The sequence below is a fragment of the Alphaproteobacteria bacterium genome, assembly GCA_040905865.1.
Taxonomy (GTDB): Bacteria; Pseudomonadota; Alphaproteobacteria; order UBA8366.
Window position 1 is genome coordinate 102,711 of sequence record JBBDQU010000022.1, and the last position, 14,944, is coordinate 117,654.

A 14,944-nucleotide genomic window follows, 5' to 3' on the forward strand; every position below is an offset into this window, starting at 1 on the left:
ATTCAAACCTGCGAACATGTTATATCTTCAAAAAGCTAGATCAGATCATGTCAGCTAAACCGTTAATCAGGGAAATTTAAGCGTCCTATGGAAGACCTTAACTTCGCTGACATTCGCCGCACCCTTGAACATACTGGTGTCCTCAGCCCGGATATGCAGCTTTCGATAAGTCCAATCGACCGTGAAATGTCGCGTTTATGGCAGATCACCATTCCAGATCCTACCGGGGCGACCGGACGTTACTTCGTCAAGAGGGTTGGTTCCTCAGTCACCCGGCAGACCATAAGTACGGAACGGCAGGCCCTCATTCTGAAGTCGTTTGAAGATTCCTTCGCGGGCGTCAGGTACTTCGATTCCCTTTACGTTGGCTATTGCAAGGACACCGCTATGGTTGTCCTCAAAAAATCTCCGCTGCCTTCGCTTATCGACAACATTGCCGGGCTGAAGCCCCGGCAAGCACTAAAAGGCTACCCTGACCTGCGCAACGGAGTAAAACTGGCGGGGCGATGGCTTCGACACTGGCATGATGCTACCCGGCATACCGGTAGTATTACCGAACAACTGGATAGCTACGTCCAAGCACGGCCTGCCGCCTTTGGCGCGTTACCCTACTCAACCAGAGAGAAAATCAAATACATGGTGCAGTCGTGCTCCAATCATGAAATCGCAACAACACATAGCGACTTCACCCTTTTCAATATACTGTCCGATGGAAGCAGGATTTCCGTTATCGATCCTGGAATTTGGGAGTGGACGGAAATGTCGCCTTGTTGGGACGTCTGCACGTTTTTAATATCCCTTGAGGAGCAAACCCGCTTTCGCTGGAGGAACCCTGTCTTATCCGTTCCTAGGATTCTGGATAAACTAAAGGCCGAGTTCACACATGCATATGGCGATGAACATCTTACGAACTCCAATATATACTTAACCTGTGCGGCGGTTCGACACTCTACTTTATTCTTTAGCTGCCCACCCGGCGATGTAAAACGTAAGATGTGGCACAGGCAAAAACTGGAAAAACATATAAGCCATTTTTGTGATTAATAACAGGACGCTATCTGGCCGTATGTCCCATGGATGAATGAAGAGTAGTCATGAGATTTCTGGAAAAATTTGCTTGTCCCAAATGCGGCGCAAACCTCGAGGCCGAGAGCAACGACCTGTGTTGTCGCGAGTGCCGTTCCACATACGCCATCAAAGACGGCGTTTGCAGCTTCATGGTGGATGAGAGCAGCCACGGTGAATTCGACCGTGAGACAATGCAAAAGATCCTTTCATTTGCCAGGGAAAACGGGTGGCGCCGCGCGGTTGACGAAATCATCAAGCCGATACGGCCCAGAGTCGTCCAGCTAATCACGGGTCAGGAGCGGGATCTGTCCATAGCGCCGATCACGGACGGCGGCGAATGTGTTCTCGATTTTGGTTCCGGCTATGGCGGCGTTTCGCGCGCGCTGGCCAAGAAATTCGATAAGGTCATTGCCCTGGATGGCTCGATGGAACGCGTCTCGTTTCTCTCCATCATGATCGAGCAGGATAAGATCGAGAACATCCAGCCTGTCTGTCACAGCCAGCTGCTGCACCTGCCGTTCTCGAAGAATGCGTTTGACGCCGTTGTCATGGTCGGCGTGTTCGAGTATCTGCCATTAAGCCTACCTGACATGACAATAGCGGCTGCGCACAAGGCATTTCTTCAGTCGCTTCTGAATATCCTGAAGCCCGGTGGCCGGCTGTTGATCCATTCGAAAAACCGGTTTGGCTGGAACTACCTTTTGGGTGGGCGAGATCATAACGGCATACGGTTCGGTCCTGCGCTTCCCGTTGCTGTCTCGGATATGGCGATGCGTCTCTCCGGGCGCGGTCGCTATCGCATCGTTAACTACAGCAACAGGCAATACAGAAAAATCCTGCGCAACGCCGGGTTCGAGGTTGCAAAAATGTTCTGGCCGGTTCCCGGCTATCAGAATCCCAATTATCTCGTAGATCTGGATGGAAACGTGCCCCAACAGTTAGCCGGCTTTGAGCCCGGGTACAACTCACGCTCCAAACAGGCGGCTTTTGGGCTGTTGGCAAGAACTGGTCTGTTGCCTCACTTCGTGCCAAATTTGGGCATTTTAGCAGTCAAGCCCCGTTAACACGTGAATCTGCTGTCATGAACCTCTGGGCTGTGTACAAACAGTCAAAGGATTACGGTAAGGTGCGTTTCTTTATCCAACATGAATGGACCTGCTCCATTTCACCAGAGGCAATTGTTCTTTGTCAGCCATTATCGCCTCAAACCTGATGTGCTGCGGCCGCGCTTTCGGAAGACGGACACCATGGCCGGTCTGCTGAAACGGATTCTGTTGACGTTGATTGCGCTGGTGGTGCTGGTCATCGTGCATGAATCCTTTGGCACGATATCGGCGGTTGTCGTGGTCGGCGTCGGCTTTCTGCTCTATATCTTCTGGATTACCCTGCGGCAGATGCGGGACGACGATTCTGATTAAGGCAAATCGTGATCAACTGGATTCAGTAGATCACCCTGGTCAGGAAAAGACCCGTCGGCGGCGCGGTCGGCCCGCCGGCGGTCCGGTCGCGGGCCTCCAGCGCCGTTCGCACGCGCTCGGGCGGCCACGACCCCTCGCCGACCATTTTCAGCGTCCCGGCCAGAATCCGCACCTGATTGTGCAGGAAGGACCGCGCTTCCGCAGTGACATGAACCTCCTCGCCGGCCCGCGTGACGCGGACGGCGGTCAGCGTTTTCACGGCGGTTTCCGACTGGCAGTGAATCGAGCGGAAGCTGGTGAAGTCGTGCTTGCCGACCAGCACCTGCGCCGCCGCGTGCATCGCCTCGGCATCGAGCGGCCGCACCACATGCCAGACCCGGCCTTTCTCCAGCGATGGCGGGCCGCGACGGTTCAGGATCCGGTACAGGTAGTGCCGCCCGGTGGCAGAAAACCGGGCGTGAAAATCGTCCGGCACGGCTTCCGCTTCCAGCACCGACACGGCGAGGCCCTTCAGGTGATAATTCATGGCGTCGCGTACCGTGCCGGCGTCGGTGTCGCCATCCAGGTCGAAATGGGCGACCTGGGCCAGCGCATGAACGCCTGAATCCGTGCGTCCGGCGCCATGCACCGTGACGGCGGCGCCGGTGAATCCCTTTATGGCGTCCTCCAGCGCGGCCTGTACCGAATAGCCATTGTCCTGCCGCTGCCAGCCGACAAACGGATCGCCATCATATTCAACGGTGATTTTCCAGCGGGTCATGGCAGGACGGCTCCCTTTGGCAGGTCGTATCCGCGCAGGAACGAATCGGTGTCCACAGGGCCACGGCCGCCGCGCTGCACGGTCAGCAGTCGCAGGGCGCCCTCGCCACAGGCGACTGTCAACCGGTCGTCCAGGATCGTGCCGGGCGCACCGCTTCCCGCCGCCGGAACCGCCGCCAGCACCTTGATCCGCTGGCCATTATGTTCGAACCAGGCGCCCGGCCAGGGCGTATAGGCCCGCACGGCCCGCGCCAGTTCCGCCGCCGTCCGGGTCCAGTCGATTCGGCCTTCGTCGCGCGACAGCTTTTTCGCGTAGCAGACGCCGTCTCCCGGTTGCGGCGTTGCCTGGGCGGTTCCGGCGGCAACGCTGTCCAGCGCCGCGACGATCATGCGCGCGCCGAGCGCCGCCAGCACGGCATGCAGATTTTCGGCCGTGGTTTCTTCGGTAATGGGCAATGCCTTGCGGCTGATGATATCGCCGGTATCCAGCCCTTCATCCATCCGCATGATGGTGACGCCGGTTTCGCGGTCGCCGGCCAGGATCGCCCGGTGGATCGGCGCCGCGCCGCGCCAGCGCGGCAGCAGCGACGCATGGATATTGAAACAGCCCAGCCGGGGCGCATCCAGCACCGCTTTCGGCAGGATCAGCCCGTAGGCGGCAACCACGGCGGCATCCAGATTCAGCGCGGAGAATTCATCCTGCGCTGTGGTATCGCGCAGCGATACGGGTGTCCGGACCGGAATACCCTGTGATTCCGCATGGGCATGCACGGGGGACAAACGTTCCTTCTGGCCGCGGCCGGCGGGACGGGGCGGCTGGCTGTAGACGCAGGCGATGTCATGGCCGGCTTCCTTTAGCGCCGCAAGCGCCGGCACCGCAAAGTCCGGCGTGCCCATATAGGCCAGGCGCAGGCGGGCCGCCATGGCGGCTACTCGGCCGCGCTGGACAGGTTCAGCTTTTTGGTCTTGGTCAGCTTGCGCAGGATCATGTTGCGCTTCAGCGCGGAGATGTGATCGACGAACAGCAGCCCGTCGAGATGGTCCATTTCATGCTGGATACAGGTCGCCAGCAACCCCTCCGCTTCCATCTGACATGTGTTGCCGTTCTCGTCCAGATAGCGGACTTCGATCCGTTCGGGGCGTTCCACGTCGGCATAGTGTTCCGGCAGGGACAGGCAACCCTCTTCATGGATCCAGGTTTCCGCCGACACGCCCAGCAGTTCCGGATTGGCCATCTTGTAGGGCTTGCGTTCTTCGTCCTTGCCGGCGACATCCACGACGATGACCCTTTTGGTCACGCCGATCTGCGGCGCGGCCAGACCGATGCCGGGGGCCAGATACATCGTTTCCAGCATATCCGCCATCAGCCGGACGACTTCCGAATCGACTTCCCTGACGGGGGCGCATTTCATTTTCAACCGGCGGTCCGGCGCCACGATAATCGGTAAAACGGCCATATTGCTTCAATGATGCTTAAAGGAGGCACTTACCTATGGTCGAAACCCGAGTTCGTCAAGGCAGGGCGCGCGACTCGGTCTATACTCGCCACGAAAGCCACTTGGGAGAACATGGATGGATCCGCTGATACTTGTACTCGGCGCGGCGCTCGCCATTGCTGTCATTCTGGGCGCCATGCGCGTGCGGGGACTGGACCGGCAACTGGCGGTGGTACATGCCGATCTGGCGGCGGAGCGCGACCGCAACCGCATCGCCAATGATGCGGTCAATGACCACATGCGCCGCACCACCGAAGCCGAAACCCGCCTCGCCCTGGCCGAGTCGCAATTGACGGACAGCCTGACCCGACAGGCGAAACAGGCGGCTGAACTGGAAACCGCGAAACAGGCGCGCGCGGCGGCGGAACAGGCGACGGCGCTGGCGCAACAGCAGACCGAAGCTATCCGGGCCAGCATGACCGACTGGGAAAAGACCAAGGAGGAAGCACTGGCGGCGGCGCGATCGGCAATGCTGAAAACGGCGGCGGATATGTCGAGCAAGCTGCTGGAGGACCACAAGCGCGAATCGAAAACGGCGAAGGAGGAGGGCGAAAAGCGGGTCAGCGAGGCGACGAAGCAACTGCTGACGCAGTTCGAAACGCTGTCGCGGACCGTGTCCTCCTTGCATGATCAGGTCGGCCAGAGCCGTGAGACCGTCAATCTGATTGAACGGGCCCTGTCGAATCCGAGCAGCGCCGGCTATGCCGCCGAAACCGTGCTGGAAAACACGCTGAAATCCTTTGGCCTGATAGCCGGTCGGGATTATGTCCTGCAATACACAGTCGATTCCGGCGAAGGCGGTCGGCTGCGCCCGGACGCGCTGGTTTTCCTGCCGGGCGATACGGTACTGGTGGTGGACAGCAAGGCCTCGAAACACCTTCTGGATCTCGCGCGCGCCGAGGATGAAATGTCCGAATCGGCGGCGAACGTCCGCCTGGCCGCCAGCATGAACCAGCACCTGCGCGATCTGGCGGGACGACAGTATCGCGCCGCGATCCAGGCGGATTACAAGGCCGCCGGTCATGGGCGAGAGGCAAGGCAGTTGATCAGCATCATGTGGCTGCCCAATGACGGCGCAGTGGAGAAAGTGCAGCGGGCGGACCCCGATTTCCAGCGCAAGGCGTCGCAGCAGAACATTTACGTGGCCGGTCCGAACAGTCTCTGGACCGCGATGGGGGTCGCGGGCCTGCACATCAACCTGGGCCGGCAGGCGGAAAACCGCGACCGGATCGTCGAAACCGTCCACGAGTTGATCGAAAGCGTGACGGTTATGCTCACTCATGTCGGCGGGGTGGGGCGCGGGTTGAAGTCGGCGGCGACCGCCTATGGAAAACTGTCCGGGTCGATCAATTCGCGCGTTCTGCCCCGCGCCCGGAAGCTGATCGATCAGGGGATCGAGGCGCCATCGAAGGGATTGCCGAAGGCGCTGCCCGGTTTTCAGGTAGTGGAGACAGACTCACCGGATGCCATCGATACCGATTCGAATGTTGTCGATTCCCGGAGGGAGCTGCCGCCACCCGCCGCCGATCAGGTTAGAACTTAACCCGGACCCGGTAGGCCAGTTCCGCCTTGCCGCCGGCCGGGACGGTCACATCCCAGGACGCTTCGCCGGCCGACTTCTTGCTGTGGGGCTGCGATTCGGCAAGCATCGTCCAGTCGCCGGGGATACGCTCGATGACCGACACCGAAACGTCCGTGGCTTTGGCGTTGCGCAGCGTGATCGCATGCGCGGTTTCGGAAACCCCGCGCGGCAGGCCGTCGCGGCGGAAGTCGGTCTGCCGCCTCTCGCTGACGATATCCACGGCCTTGCCAACCGTGACAAATAACTTTTCGTCCGGTGCGGTATAGGAGACCGCGTCCTCGCCGACCAGGATCGGACCGCCCGAATCGCTGGCGTAAAACCGCATCGTACCTGCCGGCAGCCCCCTGCCCAGCCCGTCCGCGGCCTCATTCGTGAAGCGGAACCGGATCGACGGGTTGTCGACAGTTTCCCCGGATAGCTGCTGTCCGTAATGCGCCCCGTTGCTGACCAGCCGATATTCCTTCGCCACCGGGACCCGGGTCGCGGACAACAGTGAAAGCTGACGGGTTTCATTACCGCCGACGGAAATCATGCGGTTGAAATCGAAAACATGCAGGTCTGACACGACCGACTGGGCCGGCGCGTCCGCGGCGACCATGGCCTGTACCGTCATTTCCTTGGCGCGCGGGTCAAGCCCGCTGCTTTCGCGGTTTATCGATCCGGATACGAGGCGCAGCTTCGCATTGTCGAACGGGACACCGGAATCATTGGTCAGACTGACCCAACCTGCCAGTTGGATGGCCGTTTCTTCGGCATTGAGTTCGGCGACATAATCCGCCCGCCAGTTCAGCCCGCCCGTCAGGTATCGCAACACGAGTTGGCCGGACGCCGCCTCGCCGCCGCCCGCGAGATCCAGCACCAGCGTCGGCGCCGCGCGCAGCCCGGGCGGCAGGGCGCCAAAGGCGATCCGGTCCGTGCTGACGGTCCGGATGCCGCCGTCAATCCGAACCAGTGCTTCACGGCCATTGGCCCGCAGCACCTCTGCGGGGACAAGCGTTTCCGCGCCGGTTGCGGGGTTTGTCCGGATAACCTCGACCGTTTTGCCGACCGAGGCGGCGAGAATCGCTTCCGGCGACAGAACCCCTGTTTCGAATACCTGGCCGGTGACGCGCAGGCTGTCCGCCGGGGTCCCCGTGGCCAGAACGGTCTGCGGCATGATCGCGGGGGGCACATCGACGACCGCCAGGCGCTCCGTTTCCCGTCGCAGGGTAAGGCGTCGTTCCTCGCTGACCAGCGTCAGGTTCCCCTGATAGACTGTCAATGACAGGGCGGTTCGGTCATTCGCCGTGGTGGCCTGCTCCTCCGCCCGTAAATCGGCGACGGCAAGGGGCAGTATCAGAAGCAGGGCTGCAAGCGGTCTGTAAGCCAATGATTTTCTCCTCTGTCGGCGGGATGGCGGGGCGATATTCTTTGATATAGCCCGATCAAGGCGGTTAGACGCCCCGATTGCGGCGGATTGGTGACGTCATAGCGGGCGGCGGGCCCGTAATGCGGCGGTCAGCGTGCCGTCGTCCAGGTAATCCAGTTCGCCGCCGACCGGCACGCCATGCGCCAGTCGCGTCACCGCCACGCCGCTATGCGCCAGCCGGTCGGTCAGGTAATGCGCGGTCGTCTGGCCATCGACGGTGAGGTTGGTGGCGAGGATGACTTCGCTGAACGCGCCCGCGTCGGCGCGGGCGATGAGCCCCCCGATGTTCAGGTCTTCCGGCCCGATGCCGTCCAGCGCGGAAAGCCGGCCGCCGAGAACGTGATACCGGCCGGAATACGTGCCGGTCCGTTCCAGCGCCCACAGGTCCGCCACGTCTTCCACGACGCAGATGATCGTGGCGTCTCGTTCCGGGTCGGCGCAGACGGCGCAGGGGTCGATGGTATCGATATTGCCGCAGGTGCCGCAGGTGCGGATGGCGGCGGCGGCCTCGCCCAGCGCCCGCGCCAGCGGCGCCATCAGCGTTTCGGGTTTCCGGATCAGATGCAGCGCCGCACGGCGCGCGGAACGCGGGCCCAGACCGGGCAGCCGCGACAGCAATTGAATCAGATGTTCGACTTCGCGCATGAATGCGTCAGGCGGCGCGGCGCTAGAACGGCAGCTTGAAGCCGGGCGGAAGCTCAAGTCCGCCCATCGCTTTGGACGATTCTTCCTTCATATGCGCATCCACCTTCGTGCGGGCATCGTTATGGGCGGCGACTACCAGGTCTTCCAGGACTTCGGCATCCGCCGGGTCGATCAGCGACGGATCGATCCTGATCCCGCGCATTTCGCCCTTGCCGTTAAGGGTGACGACAACCATGCCCGCCGCGGACTGGCCGGTAATTTCCACGTCGGCGAGTCGCTGTTGCATCTCCGCCATCCTGGTCTGCATTTCCTGCGCCTGTTTCATCAACTGGCCAAGATTTTTCATAATTGTTTCTTCTCCATGTTTTCCGCCGGTCTTCTGCCGGGCCGGTCAACGACCTTGATGACGCGGGCGCCGGGGAAGGCTTCCTTGACGGCAGTGACCAGGGGATTGCTGTTGGCTTCGGCAAACCGGGCCGCTTCCGCCGCGTCCCGCTGCTCGGACAACGTGGGGGCGCCTTCCGCATCTGAAATGCTGACGATCCACCGTTCGCCGGTCCAGTCCGACAGGAAGTGTCCCATGCGGTTGGCGAGATCCTTTGGCGCATGCGGTCCGGGCCGGAATTCGATGCGTCCCGGCGAAAAATGGACCAGGTGTACGTCCTGGCGCAGATGCGCGGTCAGGATGCCTTCGCGCTTTTCATCGAACAGGCTGACGACCTCGTCATAACTTTGCGGGCTCAGAACGCCGGGTATCTCGACCGGCATGTCGTCGGGGTCGAAATCGGCCGACGGGCCGATATCGTCATAGGAATCGATATCCGGCATCGGCGGTTCGTCCGGATACTGTTCGGGACGGGGGTCACGCGCCGCCACGGCGCGGCCGCCGCCGGATTCGGACCCTGCCGCGACTGTCATTTGCGGGGCGGCGGGCGCGATTGCCGGTTCATGCCGCGGCCGGGCGGCCGTGGTTGCCGCCGGCGCGGGTTGCGGTGCGGCGACGGACGGCGCGGCGGTGGCCTCCGATCCGTCTTTCAGGGTTTTCAATAATTCGGCCGGCGGCGGCATGTCGGCTGCATGGGTCATGCGGATCAGCACCATTTCCGCCGCCGACAGGGGCGACGGGGCGATCTGCGTTTCGCCAAGCCCCTTCAGCAGCATCTGCCAGCATCGCGTCAGGACCGGCATGGTCAGCGCCCTGGACATTTGCGCGCCCTTGCTGCGCTCCTCCTCGGGAACGCCCGGTTCCTCCGCCAGCGCCGGGGCGATCTTGACCCGGGTCAGCCAATGGGTCAGTTCCAGCAGGTCTTCCAGGATGACAATCGGGTCGGCGCCGTTGCGGTACATTTCCTGGAACCGGTCCAGCGCGGCGGGGGTGTCGCCGGACATCAGCGTATCGAACAGGTCGAAAACGGCGCTGCGATCGGCAAGGCCCAGCATGTCGCGGATCTGCGCCGCCGTGACCGTATCGGCCGAGAGGGCTATGGCCTGATCCAGCAGCGACAGCCCGTCGCGGACCGATCCGTCGGCGGCGCGGGCAATGATATCGACGGCGGCGTCTTCGATCTGCACGCCTTCCTTTTCGGCGATGGAGCGGAAATGCGGCGCCAGCAGTTCCCGTTCCACCCGGCGCAGGTCGAACCGCTGGCATCGCGACAGCACGGTGACCGGAACCTTGCGTATTTCGGTCGTCGCAAAAACGAAGATGACATGTTCCGGCGGTTCTTCCAGCGTCTTCAGCAACCCGTTGAAGGCCTGCCGCGACAGCATGTGGACTTCGTCGATGATATAGACCTTGTAGCGCGCGGAAACCGGCTTGTAGCGGACGCCTTCGATCAGGTCGCGGATATCGTCGATGCCGGTGCGGCTGGCCGCGTCCATTTCAATAACATCGACATGCCGGTCCTCGGCAATGGCCATGCAATTGTTGCAGGCACCGCAGGGCGCAATGGTGGGGCCGCCCGCGCCGTCGGGCCCGACGCAGTTCAGGGCGCGGGCGATGATCCTGGCGGTCGTGGTTTTGCCAACGCCACGCACCCCGGTCAGGATGAAGGCATGGGCGATGCGGCCGGAGGAAATGGCATTCGACAGCGTGCGAACCAGCGCTTCCTGGCCAATCAACTCGTCGAATCCGCGCGGCCGGTATTTACGTGCGAGAACGCGGTACGCGCCGGGTTGGGGGCTGTCGGTCATATCCTCAGAAAATGCCTGTCACCGCGCAAGGGAAATAAAAGTGGAAGACTGGACGCGCAACCCGGATCGAACTCGTTACGGCTGCTTCCTTCCGGACCTGACCGGTTTGGCGAGGGATCCGTCCACGCGCCAGCCTTCCGTAGACACTATATCAGGACTCAACCCCACCCGGGCAAGAGGAGTCGTCCGCGGCGCGGATCATTTGCGCCGCCTGTAAAAGCGTGGCACTGTCAGGTCCATGAAATCGCCTAATTTTTACGCGTCCGGCGGCATGGATCGCGCGGCGCATCTTCGCGCCAACGAAGCCTGGATCGCCGAACAGCTCGCCAGTCGGGAAACCCGCATCGTACCGTTATGGCGCACCCAGAATTTCCTGCGGCACGGCCCGTCGCCGGAAGTCGCCGTCCTTGAATCGAGCCGTGGCCTGCTGATGGGCGCCCAGATGGTGGTCTTTCTTGGCCTGATCGACGGGCGGCCGCATTTCGCCGCCGATTTTTCGGGATATGACGACCCGCCACTGGCGGAGCATGGCCATTTCCGCGATATGCGCGGGGTCGGCCAGTTGCTGCCGCATCGGGAAGGGGCGCTGCTGGTCTATGCCCGTGCCGCCATTCAGTGGCATGCGCGGCACCGGTTCTGCGGCATTTGCGGCAGTCCGACGGAAAGCAGGCAATCGGGACATATCCGGCAATGCACGGATCCGGAATGCGCCACGCAGTTTTTTCCGCGCCTCGACCCCGCGGTCATCATGCTGATCCACGACGGCGGCGACAGACTGATTCTGGGCCGGCAGCGCAACTGGGCGCGGGGACAGCATTCCGTTCTTGCCGGTTTTGTCGAATCGGGCGAATCGCTGGAAGACGCAGTCGCCCGGGAAGTCTTCGAGGAAGCCGGCGTGCGGATTACGGATATTCAGTATCATTCGTCGCAGCCCTGGCCGTTCCCGTCGTCCATCATGCTGGGCTTTTCGGCGCGGGCGACGGATCTGACGCTGAACGTGGACCGGGAAGAACTGGAAGACGCTGCCTGGTTTACCCGCGATCAGCTGTTGAGTTCGCCCGAAAACGACAGCTTTCGCCTGCCGCGGAAGGATTCGATTTCGCGCCGCCTGATCGAGGACTGGATGCGCGGCGAAATCTGACCGATCAGCGTTTCGCGTAGCGCTGCGGATTTGCCGGATAGACGCCCAGCACCTTCACCTGGCGGCTGAAAAAGCCCAGTTCCTCCAGCGCCAGCCGGACCGAGGTATCGCTCGGGTGGCCTTCGATATCGGCATAGAACTGCGTTGCGGTGAATTCCCCGTTGATCATGTAGGATTCCAGCTTCGTCATGTTCACGCCGTTGGTCGCGAAACCGCCCATTGCCTTGTACAGCGCGGCCGGCACGTTGCGGACCTGAAAAACGAAGGACGTGATGATGGGTCCGGATTCCGGGTCCGGATCGATCGGTTCGTTCGACATGATGATGAACCGGGTCGTGTTGTTGGCGTAGTCTTCCATGTCGCGGCGCAGGATATCGAGCCCGTAAATTTCCGCTGCGAGATGGGATGACAGCGCGCCCTGCCTTGGGTCGGGATTTTCGGACAGGTCCTTTGCCGCCCCCGCGTTGTCCGCGTGTGTCATCGGCTTCAGGCCCAGTTTCCGCAGCGTTTCACGGCATTGCGACAGCGATTGATGATGGCTGTATACATATTCAAGGCTTTCGATCTTCACGCCCGGATTGGCCAGCAGCAGGTAATTCACCGGCTGGAAATGTTCGGCGATGATGTGCAGCCTTGAATCCGGCAACAGGTGATGGATATCGGCGACTCGCCCCGCTGTCGAATTTTCAATCGGGATCATTGCCAGCCGGGCTTCGCCATCGCGAACGGCGGCGAAAACGTCCTCGAAGGACGGACAGGGCAGCGGCGTCATGTCAGGGTACACGGCGCGGCAGGCCATGTCCGAATTCGCCCCGGGCTGGCCCTGATAGGCGATAGTATTGTTCGATGCGGCTGCCATGTTTTTTTCTGTTCCGTTGCGATGCGAATCAGGGCGCGAGTACCTGCCGCGCCCTGTCGAGATCGGCGGGAGTATCGACACCGAGCGGAACAGTGTCAACGAGCGCCAGGTCTATCCGCATGCCCGCTTCCAGCGCGCGAAGCTGCTCCAGTCGCTCCCGCTGTTCCAGGATACCGGTGGGCAGCGCCACGAATCGTTCCAGCGCCGCGCGGCGATATGCGTACAGCCCGATATGGTGATACAGCGGCCCGTCGCCCCACGGTGCGGTGGCCCGGCTGAAATAGAGGGCGCGACCCGTTGTCGCATCCGGTGCGACGGCGGCGATCGCCTTCACGATATTCGGGTTGGTTTTTTCGGCTTCGACGACGATTTCGACGCCCAGCGTCGCGATGTCCACGCTGCTGTTTTGCAGGGGTGCGAAGACGGCGCGGACCGCGTCGGCGGCAATGGTCGGCAGGTCGCCCTGGATATTGACAACGGCATCGTATCTGCCGTCCGGGTCACAGGTTTGCAGGGCCTCGTGAATGCGGTCCGATCCGGAAGGATGGCCGGGATCGGTCAAAACGGCCTTTCCGCCCGCGGCCAGCACCGATTCGACAATTTTCGCCTCCGCGGCGGCGACGATGACCGGCCCGATATCCGCTTCCATCGCGCGGCGCCAGACATGCACGATCATGGTGTCGCCGTGGATATCGGCCAGCGGCTTGTCCGGCAGGCGGGTGGATGCCAGCCGCGCGGGGATGATGACAATCGGATTTTTCGGTAATGACATGTAAACCAGCGCCTGTGACAATCGGTCTGAATAGTGGCGGCGGACCACAGTTTTTGACCTGCTTTGGCCGCCATCGCGCGAGATTGCATTCCGCGCCGATGCAGATTATACCGCTGGCGTGGGATGGCGTAGGGGTATTTCCGCCGGAACTGTGCCGTGCTGCGAATTTCGATCATTTGGCCTTGTCAGGATCGTCAGGCGTTGGGGTGAAAGAGGGAACAGACATGAACAGTGATCCGCTTTTTTTGAACAAGGTCATTGGCGCGGTGCTTTTTGCCGGCCTGATCGCGATGACCGGCGGGTTCGTCGCAGACATGTTTTACAACCCGCAAGAACTCGAATCGCCGGTTTACGCTATCGGCGGAAATGCGCCGGTTGAAACCCAGACGGCGGAAGAACCTGCGGGTCCGGAACCTATTGCGGGAATCTGGGCAGCGGCCGATGTTGCCGCCGGGGAACAGGTGGCGAAGAAATGCACGGCCTGTCACTCCTTTACCAAGGACGGCCCGAACAAGGTCGGTCCGAACCTGTGGGGCGTCGTCGGCGGCCCGCGGGCCGAGGCGGAAGGCTTCAGCTTTTCCAGCGCTCTCAGGGAAATGGGCGGAACCTGGAGCGTGGCGGACCTGAACGAGTTCCTGTTCAGGCCCAAGCAGTTTGCCCCGGGCACGAAGATGAATTTCGTCGGCTTGAAGAAGCCCGAGGAACGCGCCGAAATCGTCCGCTACATGCGCGACCTGTCGGACTCGCCGATTCCGCTGGAGTAGGACGGCGCCGCGGGAGGGCAGCAGGTATGAATCGCTGTCCTGTGGAATACATCGATATTGCCGGAAAACTGGCTGATGCGGCACGGCCTGTCGCGCAGCGGTATTTCCGCGCCCCCCTCGAGATTGAAACGAAATCCGACGATACACCGGTTACCCGCGCCGACCGGGAGGTTGAGGCGGCGATGCGTGACATTCTGCGCGCCAGTTGTCCGGATCATGGTGTTGTCGGCGAGGAATTGGGCGGCATACCCGCAAGGCACGGCGTGCAGTGGATCCTCGACCCTATCGACGGAACTTCTGCCTTTGCTTCCGGTGTCGCGATGTTCTGTACGCTGATCGGCCTCGCCATCGACGGGCGGTTCGTGCTCGGGCTGGTCGATCAGCCGATCTCCAAAGAGCGCTGGCTTGGCGCCGTTGGCCGGGACACAACCCTCAACGGCGCACCGGCGCGGGTCAGCGGCTGTACGGAACTTTCGATGGCCCGGCTGTTCACGACCGCGCCGGAATATTATTCGCGCGCTGGCGCGCTGGCGGCGTTTCACCGGGTGCGCGACGAGGTTCGCTTCACCCGTTACGGGACCGATTGCTATGCGCTGGGCCTGCTGGCGTCCGGCCACGCCGATCTGGTGATCGAAACCGGCCTTCATGTCTGGGATTTCGCGGCGCCGGCGGCGGTGGTCCGGCAGGCAGGCGGCGTGATCACGGACTGGCGGGGCGAACCGCTGTCGCCGCAATCGGACGGCAGCATCGTGGCGGCGAGCACGCCGGCCCTGCATGAAGCGGCACTCAGGCGTCTCGCCGGGTGACCCGTCAAGGAAAGCGTGACCGGTGACTCCGGA

Annotated in this window: 16 protein-coding genes and 1 other RNA gene; 7 read left to right on the forward strand and 10 right to left on the reverse strand. The window is 61.9% G+C overall.

Annotated elements, in window-relative coordinates; translation table 11 throughout:
• The first annotated feature begins 87 nt into the window (after nt 1-87).
• The 3 genes from WD767_04630 to WD767_04640 all read left to right on the forward strand — a co-directional run bounded on the left by WD767_04630 (nt 88) and on the right by WD767_04640 (nt 2,486).
• Complete coding sequence (locus WD767_04630) at nt 88-1,044, forward strand: hypothetical protein (protein MEX2615361.1); 957 nt, start codon at nt 88-90, stop codon at nt 1,042-1,044.
• Between the two features lie 50 nt (nt 1,045-1,094).
• Nucleotides 1,095-2,132, forward strand: a complete 1,038-nt coding sequence (locus tag WD767_04635) for a class I SAM-dependent methyltransferase (GenBank protein ID MEX2615362.1) — start codon at nt 1,095-1,097, stop codon at nt 2,130-2,132.
• A gap of 183 nt (nt 2,133-2,315) precedes the next feature.
• The gene (locus tag WD767_04640; GenBank protein MEX2615363.1) at nt 2,316-2,486 is read left to right on the forward strand and encodes a hypothetical protein; all 171 of its coding nucleotides are present in this window, start codon (nt 2,316-2,318) and stop codon (nt 2,484-2,486) included.
• Between the two features lie 22 nt (nt 2,487-2,508).
• On the opposite strand, the gene truA is transcribed toward WD767_04640, so the two are convergent.
• The 3 genes from truA to def are packed head-to-tail and all read right to left on the reverse strand — an operon-like array spanning nt 2,509 to nt 4,702.
• Entirely contained in the window at nt 2,509-3,246 is a 738-nt protein-coding gene (truA, locus tag WD767_04645; GenBank protein ID MEX2615364.1) for a tRNA pseudouridine(38-40) synthase TruA, read from the reverse strand.
• On the reverse strand, nt 3,243-4,169 hold the full coding sequence (gene fmt / locus WD767_04650; protein ID MEX2615365.1) for a methionyl-tRNA formyltransferase: 927 nt from the start codon (nt 4,167-4,169) through the stop codon (nt 3,243-3,245). Before fmt ends, truA begins: the two co-directional genes overlap by 4 nt.
• 5 nt (nt 4,170-4,174) lie before the next feature.
• Complete coding sequence (gene def, locus WD767_04655) at nt 4,175-4,702, reverse strand: peptide deformylase (protein MEX2615366.1); 528 nt, start codon at nt 4,700-4,702, stop codon at nt 4,175-4,177.
• A gap of 115 nt (nt 4,703-4,817) precedes the next feature.
• Here def and WD767_04660 point away from each other — a divergent pair, with 115 nt between their 5' ends.
• Nucleotides 4,818-6,284 (forward strand): DNA recombination protein RmuC, encoded by a 1,467-nt coding sequence (locus tag WD767_04660; GenBank protein ID MEX2615367.1) that lies wholly within the window; start codon nt 4,818-4,820, stop codon nt 6,282-6,284.
• Here WD767_04660 and WD767_04665 read toward each other — a convergent pair.
• From WD767_04665 to ffs, 5 genes are all read right to left on the reverse strand, one after another.
• Nucleotides 6,274-7,692: a DUF4139 domain-containing protein gene (locus WD767_04665; protein ID MEX2615368.1), complete on the reverse strand. Its 1,419-nt coding sequence runs from the start codon at nt 7,690-7,692 to the stop codon at nt 6,274-6,276. The genes WD767_04660 and WD767_04665 overlap by 11 nt on opposite strands.
• Nucleotides 7,693-7,788: 96 nt before the next feature.
• A complete protein-coding gene (gene recR, locus WD767_04670) occupies nt 7,789-8,376 on the reverse strand; it encodes a recombination mediator RecR (GenBank protein ID MEX2615369.1) in 588 nt (195 codons plus the stop codon).
• A 22-nt stretch (nt 8,377-8,398) separates the two neighbouring features.
• Nucleotides 8,399-8,722 carry a YbaB/EbfC family nucleoid-associated protein gene (locus WD767_04675; GenBank protein ID MEX2615370.1) on the reverse strand — a complete coding sequence of 108 codons (324 nt, stop codon included), beginning with the start codon at nt 8,720-8,722 and terminating at the stop codon, nt 8,399-8,401.
• Nucleotides 8,719-10,569 (reverse strand): DNA polymerase III subunit gamma/tau, encoded by a 1,851-nt coding sequence (locus tag WD767_04680; GenBank protein ID MEX2615371.1) that lies wholly within the window; start codon nt 10,567-10,569, stop codon nt 8,719-8,721. Before WD767_04680 ends, WD767_04675 begins: the two co-directional genes overlap by 4 nt.
• A 40-nt stretch (nt 10,570-10,609) precedes the next feature.
• Nucleotides 10,610-10,707, reverse strand: an RNA gene (gene ffs, locus WD767_04685) — signal recognition particle sRNA small type.
• 100 nt (nt 10,708-10,807) lie between these two features.
• Between ffs and nudC the strand changes: the two genes are divergently transcribed.
• The gene (nudC, locus tag WD767_04690; GenBank protein MEX2615372.1) at nt 10,808-11,710 is read left to right on the forward strand and encodes an NAD(+) diphosphatase; all 903 of its coding nucleotides are present in this window, start codon (nt 10,808-10,810) and stop codon (nt 11,708-11,710) included.
• Nucleotides 11,711-11,714: 4 nt separating this feature from the next.
• On the opposite strand, the gene WD767_04695 is transcribed toward nudC, so the two are convergent.
• Nucleotides 11,715-12,569, reverse strand: a complete 855-nt coding sequence (locus WD767_04695) for a prephenate dehydratase (protein MEX2615373.1) — start codon at nt 12,567-12,569, stop codon at nt 11,715-11,717.
• A 28-nt stretch (nt 12,570-12,597) separates the two neighbouring features.
• Nucleotides 12,598-13,341 carry a 3-deoxy-manno-octulosonate cytidylyltransferase gene (locus WD767_04700; GenBank protein ID MEX2615374.1) on the reverse strand — a complete coding sequence of 248 codons (744 nt, stop codon included), beginning with the start codon at nt 13,339-13,341 and terminating at the stop codon, nt 12,598-12,600.
• Nucleotides 13,342-13,565: 224 nt separating this feature from the next.
• On the opposite strand from WD767_04700, the gene WD767_04705 reads away from it, so the two are divergent.
• On the forward strand, nt 13,566-14,105 hold the full coding sequence (locus WD767_04705; protein ID MEX2615375.1) for a cytochrome c family protein: 540 nt from the start codon (nt 13,566-13,568) through the stop codon (nt 14,103-14,105).
• Between the two features lie 26 nt (nt 14,106-14,131).
• The gene (locus tag WD767_04710) at nt 14,132-14,911 is read left to right on the forward strand and encodes an inositol monophosphatase family protein (protein ID MEX2615376.1); all 780 of its coding nucleotides are present in this window, start codon (nt 14,132-14,134) and stop codon (nt 14,909-14,911) included.
• The last annotated feature ends 33 nt before the right edge of the window (nt 14,912-14,944 follow it).